This window comes from Nostoc sp., from assembly GCF_036916575.1.
GTDB lineage: Bacteria > Cyanobacteriota > Cyanobacteriia > Cyanobacteriales > Nostocaceae > Nostoc.
This window is the reverse complement of the sequence record NZ_JBALGC010000002.1, coordinates 47,517-62,590: the sequence shown is the minus strand read 5'-3', so window position 1 is coordinate 62,590 and position 15,074 is coordinate 47,517. Positions and strand designations below refer to the sequence as shown.

12 protein-coding genes and 1 pseudogene are annotated in these 15,074 nt (G+C 42.3%); 7 read left to right on the top strand and 6 right to left on the bottom strand.

Annotated features, from left to right (window positions below; genetic code table 11):
• Positions 1-62: 62 nt before the first annotated feature.
• Together V7L29_RS00710 and V7L29_RS00705 are read right to left on the bottom strand one after the other, a co-directional pair.
• Entirely contained in the window at positions 63-359 is a 297-nt protein-coding gene (locus V7L29_RS00710; RefSeq protein WP_334734201.1) for a type II toxin-antitoxin system RelE/ParE family toxin, read from the bottom strand.
• Positions 356-544, bottom strand: coding sequence for a hypothetical protein (locus tag V7L29_RS00705; RefSeq protein WP_334688739.1), 189 nt, complete (start codon positions 542-544; stop codon positions 356-358). Before V7L29_RS00705 ends, V7L29_RS00710 begins: the two co-directional genes overlap by 4 nt.
• 477 nt (positions 545-1,021) lie before the next feature.
• On the opposite strand from V7L29_RS00705, the gene V7L29_RS00700 reads away from it, so the two are divergent.
• On the top strand, positions 1,022-1,486 hold the full coding sequence (locus V7L29_RS00700; protein WP_334734200.1) for a hypothetical protein: 465 nt from the start codon (positions 1,022-1,024) through the stop codon (positions 1,484-1,486).
• A 273-nt stretch (positions 1,487-1,759) separates the two neighbouring features.
• On the opposite strand, the gene V7L29_RS35345 is transcribed toward V7L29_RS00700, so the two are convergent.
• Positions 1,760-1,984, bottom strand: coding sequence for a hypothetical protein (locus V7L29_RS35345; protein WP_442944103.1), 225 nt, complete (start codon positions 1,982-1,984; stop codon positions 1,760-1,762).
• A 167-nt stretch (positions 1,985-2,151) separates the two neighbouring features.
• On the opposite strand from V7L29_RS35345, the gene V7L29_RS00690 reads away from it, so the two are divergent.
• Entirely contained in the window at positions 2,152-2,529 is a 378-nt protein-coding gene (locus V7L29_RS00690) for a VOC family protein (RefSeq protein WP_334688737.1), read from the top strand.
• Between the two features lie 154 nt (positions 2,530-2,683).
• Here the strand turns inward: V7L29_RS00690 and V7L29_RS00685 are convergent, their stop codons facing one another.
• From V7L29_RS00685 to V7L29_RS00675, 3 genes are read right to left on the bottom strand one after another with little or no spacing between them, the layout of a single operon-like run.
• Entirely contained in the window at positions 2,684-5,269 is a 2,586-nt protein-coding gene (locus V7L29_RS00685; protein ID WP_334734199.1) for a polynucleotide kinase-phosphatase, read from the bottom strand.
• Positions 5,269-6,060, bottom strand: a complete 792-nt coding sequence (locus V7L29_RS00680) for a HEAT repeat domain-containing protein (protein WP_334688735.1) — start codon at positions 6,058-6,060, stop codon at positions 5,269-5,271. The genes V7L29_RS00685 and V7L29_RS00680 overlap by 1 nt, the downstream gene beginning before the upstream one ends.
• Positions 6,057-7,439 (bottom strand): 3' terminal RNA ribose 2'-O-methyltransferase Hen1, encoded by a 1,383-nt coding sequence (locus tag V7L29_RS00675; RefSeq protein WP_334734198.1) that lies wholly within the window; start codon positions 7,437-7,439, stop codon positions 6,057-6,059. The genes V7L29_RS00680 and V7L29_RS00675 overlap by 4 nt, the downstream gene beginning before the upstream one ends.
• 637 nt (positions 7,440-8,076) lie before the next feature.
• Between V7L29_RS00675 and V7L29_RS00670 the strand changes: the two genes are divergently transcribed.
• The 5 genes and pseudogenes from V7L29_RS00670 to ilvD all read left to right on the top strand — a co-directional run bounded on the left by V7L29_RS00670 (position 8,077) and on the right by ilvD (position 14,936).
• The gene (locus V7L29_RS00670) at positions 8,077-10,485 is read left to right on the top strand and encodes a CHASE2 domain-containing protein (protein WP_334734223.1); all 2,409 of its coding nucleotides are present in this window, start codon (positions 8,077-8,079) and stop codon (positions 10,483-10,485) included.
• Between the two features lie 115 nt (positions 10,486-10,600).
• Positions 10,601-11,380 carry a DUF928 domain-containing protein gene (locus tag V7L29_RS00665; RefSeq protein WP_334734197.1) on the top strand — a complete coding sequence of 260 codons (780 nt, stop codon included), beginning with the start codon at positions 10,601-10,603 and terminating at the stop codon, positions 11,378-11,380.
• Between the two features lie 47 nt (positions 11,381-11,427).
• Positions 11,428-11,748: pseudogene (locus V7L29_RS35340) on the top strand (ISLre2-like element ISCst1 family transposase); the annotation flags it as partial.
• 176 nt (positions 11,749-11,924) lie between these two features.
• Entirely contained in the window at positions 11,925-13,085 is a 1,161-nt protein-coding gene (locus V7L29_RS00660; RefSeq protein WP_334734196.1) for a GNAT family N-acetyltransferase, read from the top strand.
• 159 nt (positions 13,086-13,244) lie between these two features.
• Positions 13,245-14,936: a dihydroxy-acid dehydratase gene (gene ilvD / locus V7L29_RS00655; protein WP_334734195.1), complete on the top strand. Its 1,692-nt coding sequence runs from the start codon at positions 13,245-13,247 to the stop codon at positions 14,934-14,936.
• Positions 14,937-15,074 lie beyond the last annotated feature (138 nt).

Below are 15,074 nucleotides of genomic sequence, written 5' to 3'. Positions count from 1 at the left end.
ATGCCGCAGGCTTTACGCGATCGCATTACCTGAAGGGAGCGATCGCTTTTGTCTATTGCAAACTACTCTGATAATTCTTCTGATTCAATTTGTTGTGAACCATGCAAGACCGCCAGTATATCAATCTGTTCAGGTTTTATGTAGTAGATGATGCGATATGAACCTTCAATTATTTCACGAATCTGTTTCGTTTCAAACTCTGGCACAACTCGACCCGACAATGGAAAATCAGCAATTTGTTGAGAATGTCTAGTCAGACGGTCAACCAACCGTTGACCGTATTGAGGAGAGTTTTGAGCGACGTAAGTATAGATTGCCGAGAGATGCTGTACGGCTGTATCAGTCCAAAAAACTCTCACTCTGGCAACCTGAAATGTTTACGAACTTGTTCAACAGATATAACTCGATCTGCTTGACTGTCCGCCAGTCCAGCTTCAATTGCCTGTTTGACATAAATTTCATACATTAAATCATCCCAAGTTGAGTTTTCAGGCAGCCTATCAATTAAGCGTCGGGCTTCTTCTTTAATACTGCGAGGTTCCATAAAACAGGTCTAATACACAGCTATCAGTTATTTTAAGTGATACTCTCAACAAAGCAACCGCCTTTGAAATATCGCATTACCTGAAGGGAGCGATCGCAAAAAAGGCTGTGCAAGAGGTTGTGTTGTAAAAACTTACAAAGTTCTTATTGTAAGAATAATTGGTCTGAAAGTGCGTAGCCGCAAAGCGGCTGATGCTGACAGATGGCTTTTGAGTTTAACTGTGGAGTTATCATATACCAAGACTTTCTCTCAAGTTAGCCATCGCCCTTCAGGATAGAGATGTGTAAATCATATTGTGATGATATTACCAATAATATTGGCTATTTAGTCTTGCACTTGGTAAAGATACTCTGACAAAAGACTTAGGTCAACCCGCGATCGCCAACAACACATAGCGATCGCAACTCCCTACTCCTTGTCTTTTATTATCATAATAAATGAGGGCAAGAAGCCTGACCACTGCATGGGTGAACTGATATGACACCTGAGAGCGAACTGAGAGTCGAAATCGCAAGAAACATCATAGATGAATGTGAAGTCCTGTTTAGCGCCCAGGCGTGGAAGTTCTATCAGCGCTCTGGTCGTGGCTACCTGTACCTCCACAAAGTTGTGAATATCCAGCATTCTGGTGGCAACGATTTTTCAATCACAGAAAGTCCATCGGCGATCGGAAGTAAGGTGCATTATGTGGCGCAAGGAAGTGAACCTTGGAAGATGATGACCCTCTCGCAAGCAGCGAAACAACAGTCGATCAAGTATGCTGAGTTGTTTAATGTGATTGACACCTATAAGCCCAAGGAAGAGTATGTGGTAATTGTAGGGTTTAATTACGGCTCTGATGCTTCAGAATACTGGTTTTTAAGACAGCCAGAATTGCAGCCAATGAAAGCGTATACGGTGGTTCGCCATCGTCCGCAGGAATTTGGAGTAGATTCGCTTTAAGCGCGAAACAACGGTTCAATATCTATCAGAAACGGAAAGCAGGTTAGCTAAAGTGGCGCAGCATTTTTCGCAATAGCTTATACAGTTCCTCTTCTCAATCCCTCTATTCGTTGCGCCATTGTTCAATTACTTCAGACCCCTTAAATCAACATTTCACTTTAATCATAGAAGAATACCAGGAGACTCTATTAAGCTAAAAAATATCTAATTTGCATAACCGAATTAAATATAACTCTTGTGGAATGGGCAACATCAGCGCCCAGTATATGTAATTTAAATGTAGAACATCTTATGAACAGGCACATCACATAGGCGATCGCTTAAAATCAGTACACCTGTGGTAATTGAAGATAACAAAGCAGTTAGAACTGCACCAGCAATAGTCAGATTCAATGGTGTTGGGCCTCCGTGTCCAAGTGAACCGAGGCAGTAAACTGCGATCGCTGTCTCTTGCAGGTGTTGTGGAATGGATACGGTAACGGTGCAGGGATTGTCCAAAAATTTTTTGGAGGTAGAAAAAGCGAAGCTCGTTCATGAAATACTTTGTTTGATACAAATAAGCCAATCAGATAACTACTGTATACCGATTGTGTTACAGTATTTATAATTGTCAAAAAGGTTGATAATATCTATATTGCAAAAGTTTTGGATTAGCACAGTAGATTATGACATTGAAAAACACCTTTGGTGAATACAGTTTTGTGACTAAAGTAGACGTTAGTAATCTGGAAGCTAGTGTCGAGTGGTATAAATCTAAACTCGGATTAGTTCCTGAAAACAAATATGACACGCCTAACTGGAGACAGTTTAGTTTCCCTGATATTCCACGTTTTGCAATTGGACTGAACTTAAGTAACTCAGTTGAAACAGGTAGTACTGTTAGTACCTTTGTTGTAGACAATATAGTTGCTGCTCGTCAAAGCTTGATTGAAAAAGGAGTAGAAGTTGGACCAATTACCGATGTCGGTCACGGAGTACAATTATCTGTCTTTAAGGATCTTGATGGAAACTTGTTGGGGCTTCGGCAAAATCCCCAGTCTTAACTAGCTTGCTGCTGAGATCAGGGATTAGGCAGCAACTAAACTCATCATGTTGCTGCTTCTACCGTTCACACCCGATGCCATCACCCTAAGCGGTCAAAACTATGAGAATCAGGTGGTAAGTAGTCAAATAGAATTAATTACACAACTTTATAATTTAAAGTCGTGGATCGACGGGTTCGCTTTCCAATGCCAAAATACCGAAAACACATTCATGCACACGGCGCAGAGGGGTATGGGCGACAAATCGCTCCAATGCTTCAACACCCAAAGCAAACTCGCGCATAGCCAGAGAACGTTTGTGAGATAACCCACGTTGGCGCAGACGTTGCAGATTCTTTGGGGTTGAATATTCAGGGCCATAGATAATCCGCAGGTATTCTTGTCCGCGACATTTGACTGCGGGTTGGACAATGCCGCGAATACCTCGAACGATAAAGTCCATAGGCTTGACAACCATACCTTCACCCCCCATTTTGGTGAAATTTTCCCACCAATAAACCCCCTCTGCCTGACTGCTGGGGTCAGTCAAATCTATCACTTTATAGGCAGTAGCTAGGAGCAAAACAGGGTCTTTTTGGCAGATTCTAGCAATTTGCTCCATGTGCCAGCGATGGTCTTTATCGATATGGACGGCTCCTTCTGTTGCTAAGATGTGGAAAGGAGCTAACCTTAATCCAGAAATATCAGTGACAGACCAACAGTATTGGCGGTAGGCACTGACGTACTGATGTGCCATCTCTGCACGCTGTTGGTAATGACTCAGTTGGGTGCTAATATCTACACCGCGATCGCTTGCTTGTTGTAAACAGCTAACAGCATCATTAAGGGCAAGGCGTGATGCCACTCCAACGGGTGCATACTGTTCTCGTAGTAGCCCCTGTGCTTTGGCTGACCACGGCATTAATTCACAGTCTAGACACACCCAGTCGGTTTGAAATTCTGACCAAAAACCGCTTTGGGAGAGGGCAAGATTCACCCGCGCCAAAAGTTCTGTCTCTAATGCTGAATCATCGAAAAATCTCCGTCCCGTGCGCGTATAGCAGATGCCGATTCCCTCATTTATTACACCAAATCGTTTCTCGGCAGCTGCTAAATCTCGACAAATAATCACAACCGCCCGCGAACCCATGTGTTTTTCCTCACATATTACTTGTGTAATCCCTGGATTTTTGTAATAGGTAAAGGCTTCGGCTGGATGTTCTAAAAATCCTGGCAATAGAGATGTTTCTACCGGAGACATAGTAGGGGGTAAATAAATCAGCCATTTGGGATTGGTGGCAAAACGGCTCATCACTTCTAAAGCCGCGATCGCATTTTCTTCCCGAATGGTAATATTAGATTTCAGTCGGGTGTTGATAATCCGCTTACCTACAACGTCCTCAATGTACAATACATCATCCAATTCCTGTTGGGATGTGCGTGTTGCTGTGTTCTGTACCAAAGGTTTCACAGGTTCACAATATACACGGGCAGCAGGAATGCTCACCAGTTCTTTTTCTGGATAGCGGAGGGCAGTAAGTTTGCCGCCAAAGACGCAGCCTGTATCTATATCAATAGTGTTATTCAGCCATTCGGCTTCTGGCACAGGGGTATGTCCGTAAACCACCATTGCTTCACCGCGATACTCTCCCGCCCAGTTGTAGCGGACGGGTAAGCCAAATTCATCAATCTCACCAGTACTTTCGCCATAAAGAGCAAACTCGCGCACAGCACCAGACCCGCGTCCTTGCATTTCCTGTTTCATCCCCGCGTGAGCCACCACTAACCGCCCATCATCTAAGAGGTAGTGACTTATCAAGGAATCCAGAAACTTTTGTAGTTCTTTGGTAAAAGGTTCGCGCACCTGATCGGGTAAAGCCTCAATCTCAGCCAGGGTTTGCTCTAACCCATGATTAACCCGGACATTTTTACCGCGTAGCTTTCGCAATAGTTTATTTTCATGATTACCAGGAATGCAAAAAGCCGTACCTGCGGCAACCATGTTTTGTACTAGCTTGACTGTATCCAGAATACGCGGCCCTCTGTCCACTAAATCACCAAGAAAGACAGCCCTACGTCCTTGGGGATGGTGGTAGGTTGGGTAGTCCCAAGATGGAGCAGGGGAGACAAAGGGAAATGAGGAGATTTGGTAGCCTAGCTGTTGAAGTAATGCTTCAAGTTCATTGCAACAGCCATGAATATCGCCAATGATATCAAAGGGGCCGTGTTCGTGCTTCAGGTTATTCCACAAAGGCTGGCGCTCAATTTCGACGGATGCAATTGCTTCTAAAGAGTTGAGAGTGTAGACATAGCGAAAGCCTTCCTTTTCTAAACCTCGCAGAGAACGCCGTAACATTTGAGTATGACGACGCACTACATGGAGACCAAACTGGCGATCGCTACAGAGTTGATTACGTTCGTGGCATAATTCTTCTGGGAGGTCGAGGACGATGGCGATCGCAAAACTGTGATACTGCCGTGCCATTTGCAGTAAGGGTTTGCGGTCTTCCATCTGCACGTTAGTAGCATCAATTACTGTTAGTTTACCTGCTGCTAGCCGCTTCTCAGCAATGAAACGCAGCACCTCAAAGGCATCTTTGGTAGCAGACTGGCTATTTTCTTCATTGGACACCAACCCGCGACAAAAGTCGGAAGACAGCACCTCAAAAGGTTGAAAGTGCTTACGCGCAAAGGTCGATTTCCCGGAACCAGAAGCACCGATGAGGACAATTAGGGATAGTTCGGGAATAGTCAGCTTCATTAAGTTTGCTCCTGGCAATTATTTATAGCGCTTTCTAGCAAGTCTTTATTTTCACTCCACCGCTGTTGTAATTGCATCAAAGCTGGATAAAGTCTTGAGTCGGCAAATTCTTCTGCTGCTTCAACGGCAAGTACACCAACATAATCAGACAATAATTCTTCTATCAATCGAGTTAATATTCGTGAGTCTTTTCTTTTGGCTAAACCAACTAATGCTTCTCCATAAATTTCATAATTTTCATCTGTATTCTCATTAATAAAACGCTGATAAAGTGCTTCGCGAATAGCTGTTGTATCAGTTTCAATTTGCGAACCTAATCCAAAAGTTGCCCAATTTCGCACGTCTTCATCCTGGTCTGAAGACAATTCAATCAGAGTGCTGATTGCTAATTCATCTTCATATCCCAGAAGACCAAAGACAACTCCATAACGCACAGATGGGCTGGGGTGGCTTTTGAGTCGAATTAATGGGGCGATCGCTCTGGCATCGTGCAGATGTCCTAGTGCAATTCCAATTGAGTTAAGGACATCACTATTTTGCTCACATTCAAGCAATCTTAGTAAAATCGTTAAAGACTCATTAAGAAAAGTCCGATGGGGTATCCCAAGCTGACCTAATATATCAGCACCTAATTGTCTTTCCTGTATGTTTTGACTCTTGCACAACTTTGACGCAGCTGCAAAAACTTCGTGATTGCCACGAAAGTGCAAAATTCCAACTACATTGTCATTTTCTGACTTTAAAGCCAGTTCTATCAGTTCTGGGGTAGACCGAGGGTCATGCCAACTCATCTTCTAAATACCCCCATCTGTGTGGGTGAACCGACTTCTGGATCTTCCGTCCCTATAGGTTGAAATTCCACAGTGTAGCCAAAGCTTTCTGCTACTTGGTTTGCCCAGTTTTGAAACTGCGATCGCGTCCATTCAAAGCGGTGGTCTTGATGTCGCAGTTTCCCCGCCGGGAGATTCTCAAATTTGATGTTGTATTCAATATTCGGCGTTGTCACCAGCACCGTTTTGGGTTGGGCAAACTCGAACAAAACTCGCTCAAATGCTCCCAGTCGCGGCAAATCAAGATGTTCAATTACCTCAATCACCGTAGCAGCATCATAGCCACTAAAGCGTTTATCTTGGTAAGTGAGTGCGCCTTGGATCAGTTGTACGCGTTCCCACTGGTTACGCGTCAGGCGCAGACGATCCAATCGTTCTTGGGCAACTTCTAGCGCTCTGTAGGAAACATCGACACCTGTAATCTGTTCAAAAAACCCGTCTTTAAGGAGTATTTTCAACAGATTGCCTTGCCCGCACCCTAAATCAATCACCCGCTTTGCATTGCTTTGTTTTAGCGCCGTAATCACAGCATCCAAGCGCTGCTGATTCAGGCTAATCGGCTTTTCTACCGCCGCCTCTTGTTTAGCATGGCTTTCTTCAGCACTATCAAGATCGAAATTGTCTGACTCTATTAGTTGAGCTAATGCTAGACGAGTTAAGCGTTGCTGTCGTTTCAGGTAACGCTTGGTAATTTGCTCTCGCGCTGGATGGGTAGTTAACCAGCCTTCACCGTGACGTAATAATTTTTCGATTTCTTCATCGCCTACCCAGTAATGCTTATCGTCATCCAACACCGGAATTAGAACGTAGAGATGACTTAACAAATCACTAAGCGGCAAGGTTTGCTGAAGTTCGACGGTAAAGTATTGGCTCTGCCCCCAATCAGGGAATTTCTCATCTAAACTATGACCTTCAGCACTGACACTATAGCCCAACGGCTCGAACAATTGCCGCAGAAACTCTTCACCACCGCGACAAGGTAAGACCGATAGTTTTGTTACCAAAGGAATAGGGGTTTGCGCCAATTCTGGTAAGTCTTTGCAACGACCTCCTAAAGCTGTACTAAACACCTGAGCGATCGCTACACTTAAAAATGAAGAAGCAACATAAGGGCGATCGCTTACATATTGTTCTAGCCTTGCACCGCGTCCTCGCACCAACTTCATAGGATCAACATCCAACAACAACGCCAGAGTACATCGCTCTACACTAGCTTCTGGGTAAAAGATGTGTGCCTTTCCAAAACTTAGGTCAAAGGACTGACAACGGTCTGGGTGTTTATGCAACAGGTAGCCTAACTCCGTTGCTGGGGAATGTGTTGTTGTGATTGTCAGCAGCATTTATTCACTTGTACAAAGGTTTAGGTAAGGAAATAATTAATTGTCTTTTCGCACAAATTGACAGAGCAGTTTTCTTTTGTGATCAAAACTTTTGATTTTGCCTTTTAAGAAAGCTTTTGTATTAACATCTATTTGTAGTATATGTAATATAATTTTGTCAAGGGATACTATGATTTTTTGATTGGTTAGAGGACGGAGGCATACCGTCCACCCCGAAGCAAACAGCAGCAACAAAAGCAAGGGAGCAACGCGAAAATGTGAGATCGTGCTTGTCTATATTTTTCAGGAATCAAATAGGACTGCTATATGTTCAGGGGCGATCGCTTGATTATCAGGTAGTAAATATTCTCAGTGCATAGGAGGAATACTCTTGACTATTGGTTCAACAACCACTGCAATACACTTAATTTGTAACAATGACTCTAGTTGTTTTTCTATACGAAGCATTAAGTCAGAGTTAATAACTTTTAAATTGGCTAGAGTTACTTCGTCTAACTCTCCTGTATCTGTCAAATAGTAAAAGAAGTACTCACAGAATATGAATTAATAGTAGATAGCTATGAACAAGTCACAGACTGACCCGCAGATGATGATGAACAAGAAAAATATTATTCGGGTAAGAACAATAACCATACCTGTGGGTAAGTTAGTCATCTTAAAGTTAGGGGAGGGAAACTTTGAACAAGGATTTCCCGTGACCCTACAGATTGGTGATGAAAATGCCCGCCCTATCGTGGAAATCACGGGTGCACTTCCCCCCAACCCAGAAATTCCCCGCGATTATCACCGTTGGCAATCTATTTATCGTAATTTAAGGTTGCCATCTCGTCCTATTGGTTTACCTAAGGAACATAACCAAGTCTCTACCCTAGAAGACTGCCAACGGGTGACTGAGGAATTTAAAGTACGTTTTAATACTTGGCTTGCTTCCGATTCCTTTCGTCCTATCCGCGAGAAATGGTTGGAAAAACTCATGGTTGCGGACAATATCCGTGTGCTTTTACAAACCAAAGACTTCCGATTACAGAAACTTCCCTGGCATCTTTGGGATTTGCTGGAACGCTATCCCCAAGCAGAAATAGCTTTGAGCGCTCCCGCCTACGAACAAGTCAACCGAATAACAACCACATCCGACAAAGTAAAAATCTTAGCGATTTTGGGTAACAGCCAAGGAATTGATACCAAAGCAGACCAGGCGCTGCTTAATTTGTTACCCAATGCAGACATCACTTTTTTAGTTGAACCACAATGCCAAGACCTTACTGACCAGCTATGGGAGCAGCATTGGCAGATTCTATTTTTTGCCGGACACAGTTTTACTCAAGAAACGAATGAAATAGGAAAAATCTACGTCAATCAAACTGAAAGTCTAACAATTAGCCAGTTAAAGTATGCTCTGAGAAAGGCAGTAGAACGAGGTCTACAACTGGCGATTTTCAATTCCTGTGATGGCTTGGGATTGGCACGGGAGTTTGCAGATTTGCATATTCCCGAAATCATCGTGATGCGAGAGCCTGTACCTGATCGGGTGGCGCAGCAGTTTTTAAAGTATTTTTTGGAAGCCTTCGCGCGGGGAAACTCGTTGTATTTAGCTGTGAGGGAGGCACGAGAAAGGTTACAGGGGCTAGAAAATCAATTTCCCTGCGCGACATGGTTGCCTGTCATCTGTCAAAATCCTGCAGAGATGCCATTGAATTGGGGGGAATTGTTTAGAAATGCACGTAATATTCCGACATCTTTATCTAAAACCACCCCTGTTAAAAGAATCACAAATCGGCTTGGCTTCTCATTTCTCCTACTGATCAGCATGGCAATGACTGGAATATTAATGGGGGTACGGTATTCGGGTGTGCTGCAACCATTAGAGCTAAGTGCATTTGACCAACTGTTACGCTTGCGTCCTCCTGAGAAACCAGACTCACGCCTACTGATTGTCACTGTGACTGAAAAAGATGTGCAGGCGCAAAAACAGGAAAAACCTCAGGGTTCCTTGTCAGACAAGTCACTTGCTCAACTGTTAGAAAAATTAGAAACATATCAACCACAAGTTATTGGTTTGGATATATACCGAGATTATCCAGTGGGTAAGGATTATCCAGCATTGGCAGAACGAATGCGAAAAAGCGATCGCTTTGTGGCAGTGTGTCAACTCGACGATTCCCAAGCAGGAAAACCAGGTGTGAAACCACCACCAGAAGTTTCTTCAGTGGGTCTAGGTTTTAGCGATATTGCCGTAGATTCAGATAATGTCGTGCGTCGCCATCTGCTATCGTTAATGCCCTCACCCTCATCTCCTTGTACTACCCAGTATGCCCTGAGTGTTCAACTTGCATACCGTTACCTGGACGCCAAGGGAATTCAGTTGCAATTTCACCCTGATGGCGCGTGGCAATTAGGGAAGCTGAGATTTAAACCAATAGAATCTCATACCGGAGGTTATCAAGGGATTGACGCTTTTGGAAACCAAATTTTATTAAATTATCGTTCCTCTGGTTCCCCAGAAGCGATACCTTCGGCAGGCTTCGCCAACGCACCACATATTACCTTGGGAGAAGTGCTAACGGGTAAGCTAAATGCCAATACAGTCAAAGGCAAAATAGTCATTATTGGCACAACAGCAGAAACTTTTCATGATTACTGGTTAACTCCCTACACCACTCCTCAAGGGAAATTACAGGCAATACCAGGAGTATTTTTACAAGCCCAGATGGTCAGTCAACTGCTCAGTGCTGCTTTGGACGGACGACCTCTATTGTGGACTTGGCCACTTTGGGGTGAAGTAATTTGGATTTGGGGCTGGTCTTTTTTAGGGGGTTTGCTTACTGCTTATCTGCACCGATTCACTTACATAAGCTTGGCAGGAGGGATAGCTATTACGAGTTTATATGCTAGCTGTTTTGCATTTTTAATTGCATATAGTTGTTGGGTTCCCCTCATTCCTGCTATGTTAGCTTTAGGAGGTAATAGTTTAATAGCTATAACTTACTTAAACATAAAATTTAAAATTAATAACAAAGCCAATCTAAAATATGAAACTCACAGATAAATTTTGATAAGTATTCGTATATAAGTTTTGCATAATCAAAAATCAAAAATTATTGAACTTCTGATTCTCTATGAAAAGCTATTGGCAAAAAATACAATTAATCTCTATATTCAGGATGGCTTTGTTGGGAATTATCGGCTATTATCCAATGATTTGGATAACACCAGTTGCTGCCATTCCAATTACATTTTCGCCTCCTCCACCTCCTCCAGACAGGGGTGCAACAGGCGATCGCGGCGGAGCTGCAAGTCGTGGTTGTGGTGTTAGTAATCAGTCTGCCATTGCACTTGTACCTGTATACAAAGAGACACTCAATCAAAGACAAACAGAAGCAGTTTCTGTTACTAAAGTTTGGGGCTTAACGACTGAGGAATATCCAAGTTTTTGGTTTTTTGTCCCTTATCAAAAATCTGCAATTAATTCCATTGAGTTTGTTCTTAAAGATGAGTCAAGTAAACTAAGTCAAACTCTTTACCGAACAACAGTAACAATACCAGAAGTACCAGGAATTATTAGCATTCGCTTAAACTCAACTACTCCCCCATTGCAAATAGACAAGATGTATCACTGGTTTTTTAAGATGAAAATCATTTGCAATCCACAACAACCTCCAGAACGGGAGTATGTGGAAGGATGGGTGCAACGGGCTAATCTAAATCCTAAATTAGTAGATAGCCCGAAACAAGCAACTCCTCAGCAACGGGTAAACCTCTATGCTAAGAATGGTATTTGGTACGATGCCTTGACTACTCTGGCTGAATTGCGTCTTGCCAAACCTGAAGATCCAACTTTAGCGGTGGAGTGGATGAATTTGCTTAAGTCAGTAGATTTAGAGAATTTAGCTAAACAACCCCTTATAAAGTGTTGTCAAGCTAATGCAAAGCAGCAAAAATAACAAAGGACAATCAACAGCACCTAAATAGCTAACAATTACTTACTTAGGATGGGCGGATTCTGAAACAGAGAAAAGAAAAAATTAGATAAGTTGCACTTATTTTAGCTGGTCAATGTATTGCCATCTTGTTGTATAATTTTTCCCAATCTGAGTTAGCTAATCAAACTGCGATTATTCAAACAAAAAAATGGTGTGATGGGAAGACGCAAAGACACGGTTATAGAAAATAGCAGATATTAACAGTTGGAAATGTTTTAGTTACTCTAAAACTACCATATATGGCAACAATAAAGTCCATAACAAAACCCAAAAATAAAAACTTTAATCCGGGATTTTGTCTCTTTTTAAAATGGTTGGGTTTGACACAAACAGCTTTTTTATATATAATAGAAATTAATTAACTTCAGTTGATTTTGTTTTCTGTAAAATCAACTCCTACATTTTCGTTTGGCGGTATAAGTCCGGTTTTTAGAGACATTATTTTTCTTAAACTCGTAGCTTTACACTTATTATGCAAAAACTTTATAATTAGAGATTTATAACTATGGTAGCATTAACACAATCAAAATTATTAACTAAGGAAAAATTAAAAATACAGATTGTTGAAAACCTTGAAGAACTCAAGCTCCATGCAGACAGTTGGAATCAGATTGTTTTTGAATCTACTCAACAGTTACCAATGACATCCTATGCATGGGTATCATCATATTTTGAACACTATGTGGAAGTTGATGAATCATGGTTTTGTGTATTTGCTTATAACGATTCGGAGCTAGTAGGTGTTTTGCCGCTAATTGTAACTCGACAACGGTTCTGTGGATTCAATTTTTCGTTATTAGTTACACGTAGGGCTTCGCAATCATGTTCGCTTGATATTGTAGCCGCATTGGGGCTTGAAAATATAGTTATTCCAGTCCTTATTGATGCTGCCAGACAATTTTGTCCCCATCATCTGGGCATGGTATTTAACCGTTTACCGGAGAACTCACCGACTATTGCTGCTTTAGAAGGGATGTCAGATATTATCCTCATTAAAGAGCTTGATAAGATGATGGGAGCTCACTTAAAAATAACTGGCTGTTTTGATGAATATCGAAAAAACCTCAATGGTAATTTAAAAAGTACTATCAAAAGGTCGGGAAAGAAACTCTATCAACTAGAAGGTGTGAAAACTATTTTCCTTAAAGGAAGCGATGCCACTGAAAAACATTTACCTCAATTAATAGAAGTGGAAACTGCCAGTTGGAAAAGAACTAAAGGACATTTAATTGCAAATTCATCAATAGATGTATCATTTTACACTAATCTTACACGCCGATTATCAGAAGCTGGTTGGCTTGAATGGCAATTACTTGAAGCTGAAGGTAAGACAATTGCGATCAATTTAGCGATTAAGTTGAAGCATTCAACCATTATTTGGAAGCTGGCTTACGATGAGAGTTATTCCAAATTTTCTCCTGGCACTATACTTTTTGAACAAGTAGTTAAGTCAGCTTATGAGGATAAAGTTGACGAGATTAATCTAATTAGTGATTATCCTTGGTACGACAATTGGAAGATGGATAAACGCCCACACTATACTATAAAAGCATATTCGCATCAACCTATTTCTTTGATGTTTGGATTGCTGCCTGCATATGTCCTCAAAAAGCTTAAAATGCTTAAAAGACAATTTAAAAAGTGGTATCAAATTTTTAGTAATTAAGAATAAAACGTAGCACGCAAAAGCAATGAAGTAGGGCAGGTGTCGTAGTTCCATAGTTTTGATATTTTATAAGTCTCAAATATTTATAAATATATATTGGACATCGGAAAAATTGCTACCTATGATACTCATACATGGAAGTCATAGGAAGATGTAACTATGTCGGAGAATTTGAGAAGTCAAGTTGTGACGCAAGGAGTGCAGCGATCGCCTAATCGAGCTATGCTGCGTGCAGTTGGTTTTACAGATGAAGATTTCAATAAAGCTATTGTCGGTATTGCCAATGGCTATAGCACTATCACCCCCTGCAATCTGGGGATAAATCAACTAGCACAAAGGGCAGAAGTTGCCGTTAAAAGTGCTGGGGCGATGCCACAAGTGTTTGGCACAATTACCATCAGCGACGGGATTTCGATGGGAACTGAAGGGATGAAATATTCCTTAGTGTCGCGGGAAGTAATTGCTGACTCGATTGAAACCGCCTGTACTGGACAAAGTATGGATGGTGTGCTGGCCATTGGCGGTTGTGATAAGAATATGCCAGGGGCAATGTTAGCGATCGCCCGGATGAATATCCCCGCTATCTTTGTTTACGGTGGCACCATTAAACCTGGACACTATAACGGACGCGATTTAACCGTTGTTAGTTCTTTTGAAGCTGTTGGTCAATATAGCGCTGGGAAGATTGACGACAAAGAACTATTAGAAGTTGAAAGCCGTGCTTGTCCTGGTGCTGGTTCATGTGGGGGAATGTTCACAGCTAACACCATGTCTTCAGCTTTCGAGGCGATGGGGATGAGTTTGCCTTATTCCTCAACAATGGCGGCTGAAGATCCTGAAAAAGCTGATAGTATGGAAAAATCGGCATTTGTTTTAGTCGAAGCCATCAAGAAGCAAATCTTACCCCGCCAAATTATCACCCGCCAATCTATAGAGAATGCGATTTCTGTAATTATGGCGGTAGGTGGTTCGACCAATGCCGTATTGCATTTTTTAGCGATCGCTCGCGCTGCTAATGTAGAGTTAACCCTGGATGACTTTGAAACTATCCGCGCCCGTGTTCCTGTTTTATGTGATTTAAAACCTAGTGGTAAGTATGTGGCTACAGACTTGCATAAAGCTGGTGGCATTCCTCAAGTGATGAAAATGCTACTTGTGCATGACTTAATACACAAAGACAGCCTCACCATCAGTGGTCAAACAGTTGCAGAAGTCTTGGCAGATGTACCAGCAGAACCATCCGCCAACCAAGATGTGATCCGTCCTTGGAATAACCCGATGTATGCTCAAGGACACTTAGCCATCCTTAGAGGTAATCTTGCAACGGAAGGAGCTGTCGCTAAAATTACCGGGGTGAAAAAGCCAGTAATTACTGGGCCCGCCCGCGTGTTTGAATCAGAAGAAGCTTCTTTAGATGCAATTTTGACGGGTAAAATTCAAGCTGGTGATATTCTCGTCATCCGCTACGAAGGGCCCAAAGGTGGCCCAGGTATGCGGGAAATGCTAGCTCCCACTTCGGCAATTATTGGGGCTGGCTTAGGTGATGCTGTGGGATTAATTACCGATGGGCGCTTTTCTGGCGGCACTTACGGCATGGTAGTTGGTCACGTTGCTCCAGAAGCCGCAGTTGGAGGTGCGATCGCCCTTGTAGAAGAAGGCGATAGTATTACCATTGATGCACCTGCACGCCTCTTGCAGTTGAACATATCTGAGGAGGAATTAGCTCGTCGCCGTGCAAATTGGCAACCTCCTTCAGCCCGTTACACTAAAGGCGTATTGGCAAAATATGCCTTTTTGGTATCTTCTAGCAGTGTCGGTGCAATAACGGATTTGGATTTGTTCAATAACTAATTATACCATTTTGGATTTTAGATTTTAGATTGAGAAAGTATTACCCAGACCATTCGTGAGAGGTTAAGGTCGGATACCATTTGTCAATAAGCAAGAGTACTCAAAATATGGCTGAAAAGTGGGGTTGGAAACACTATT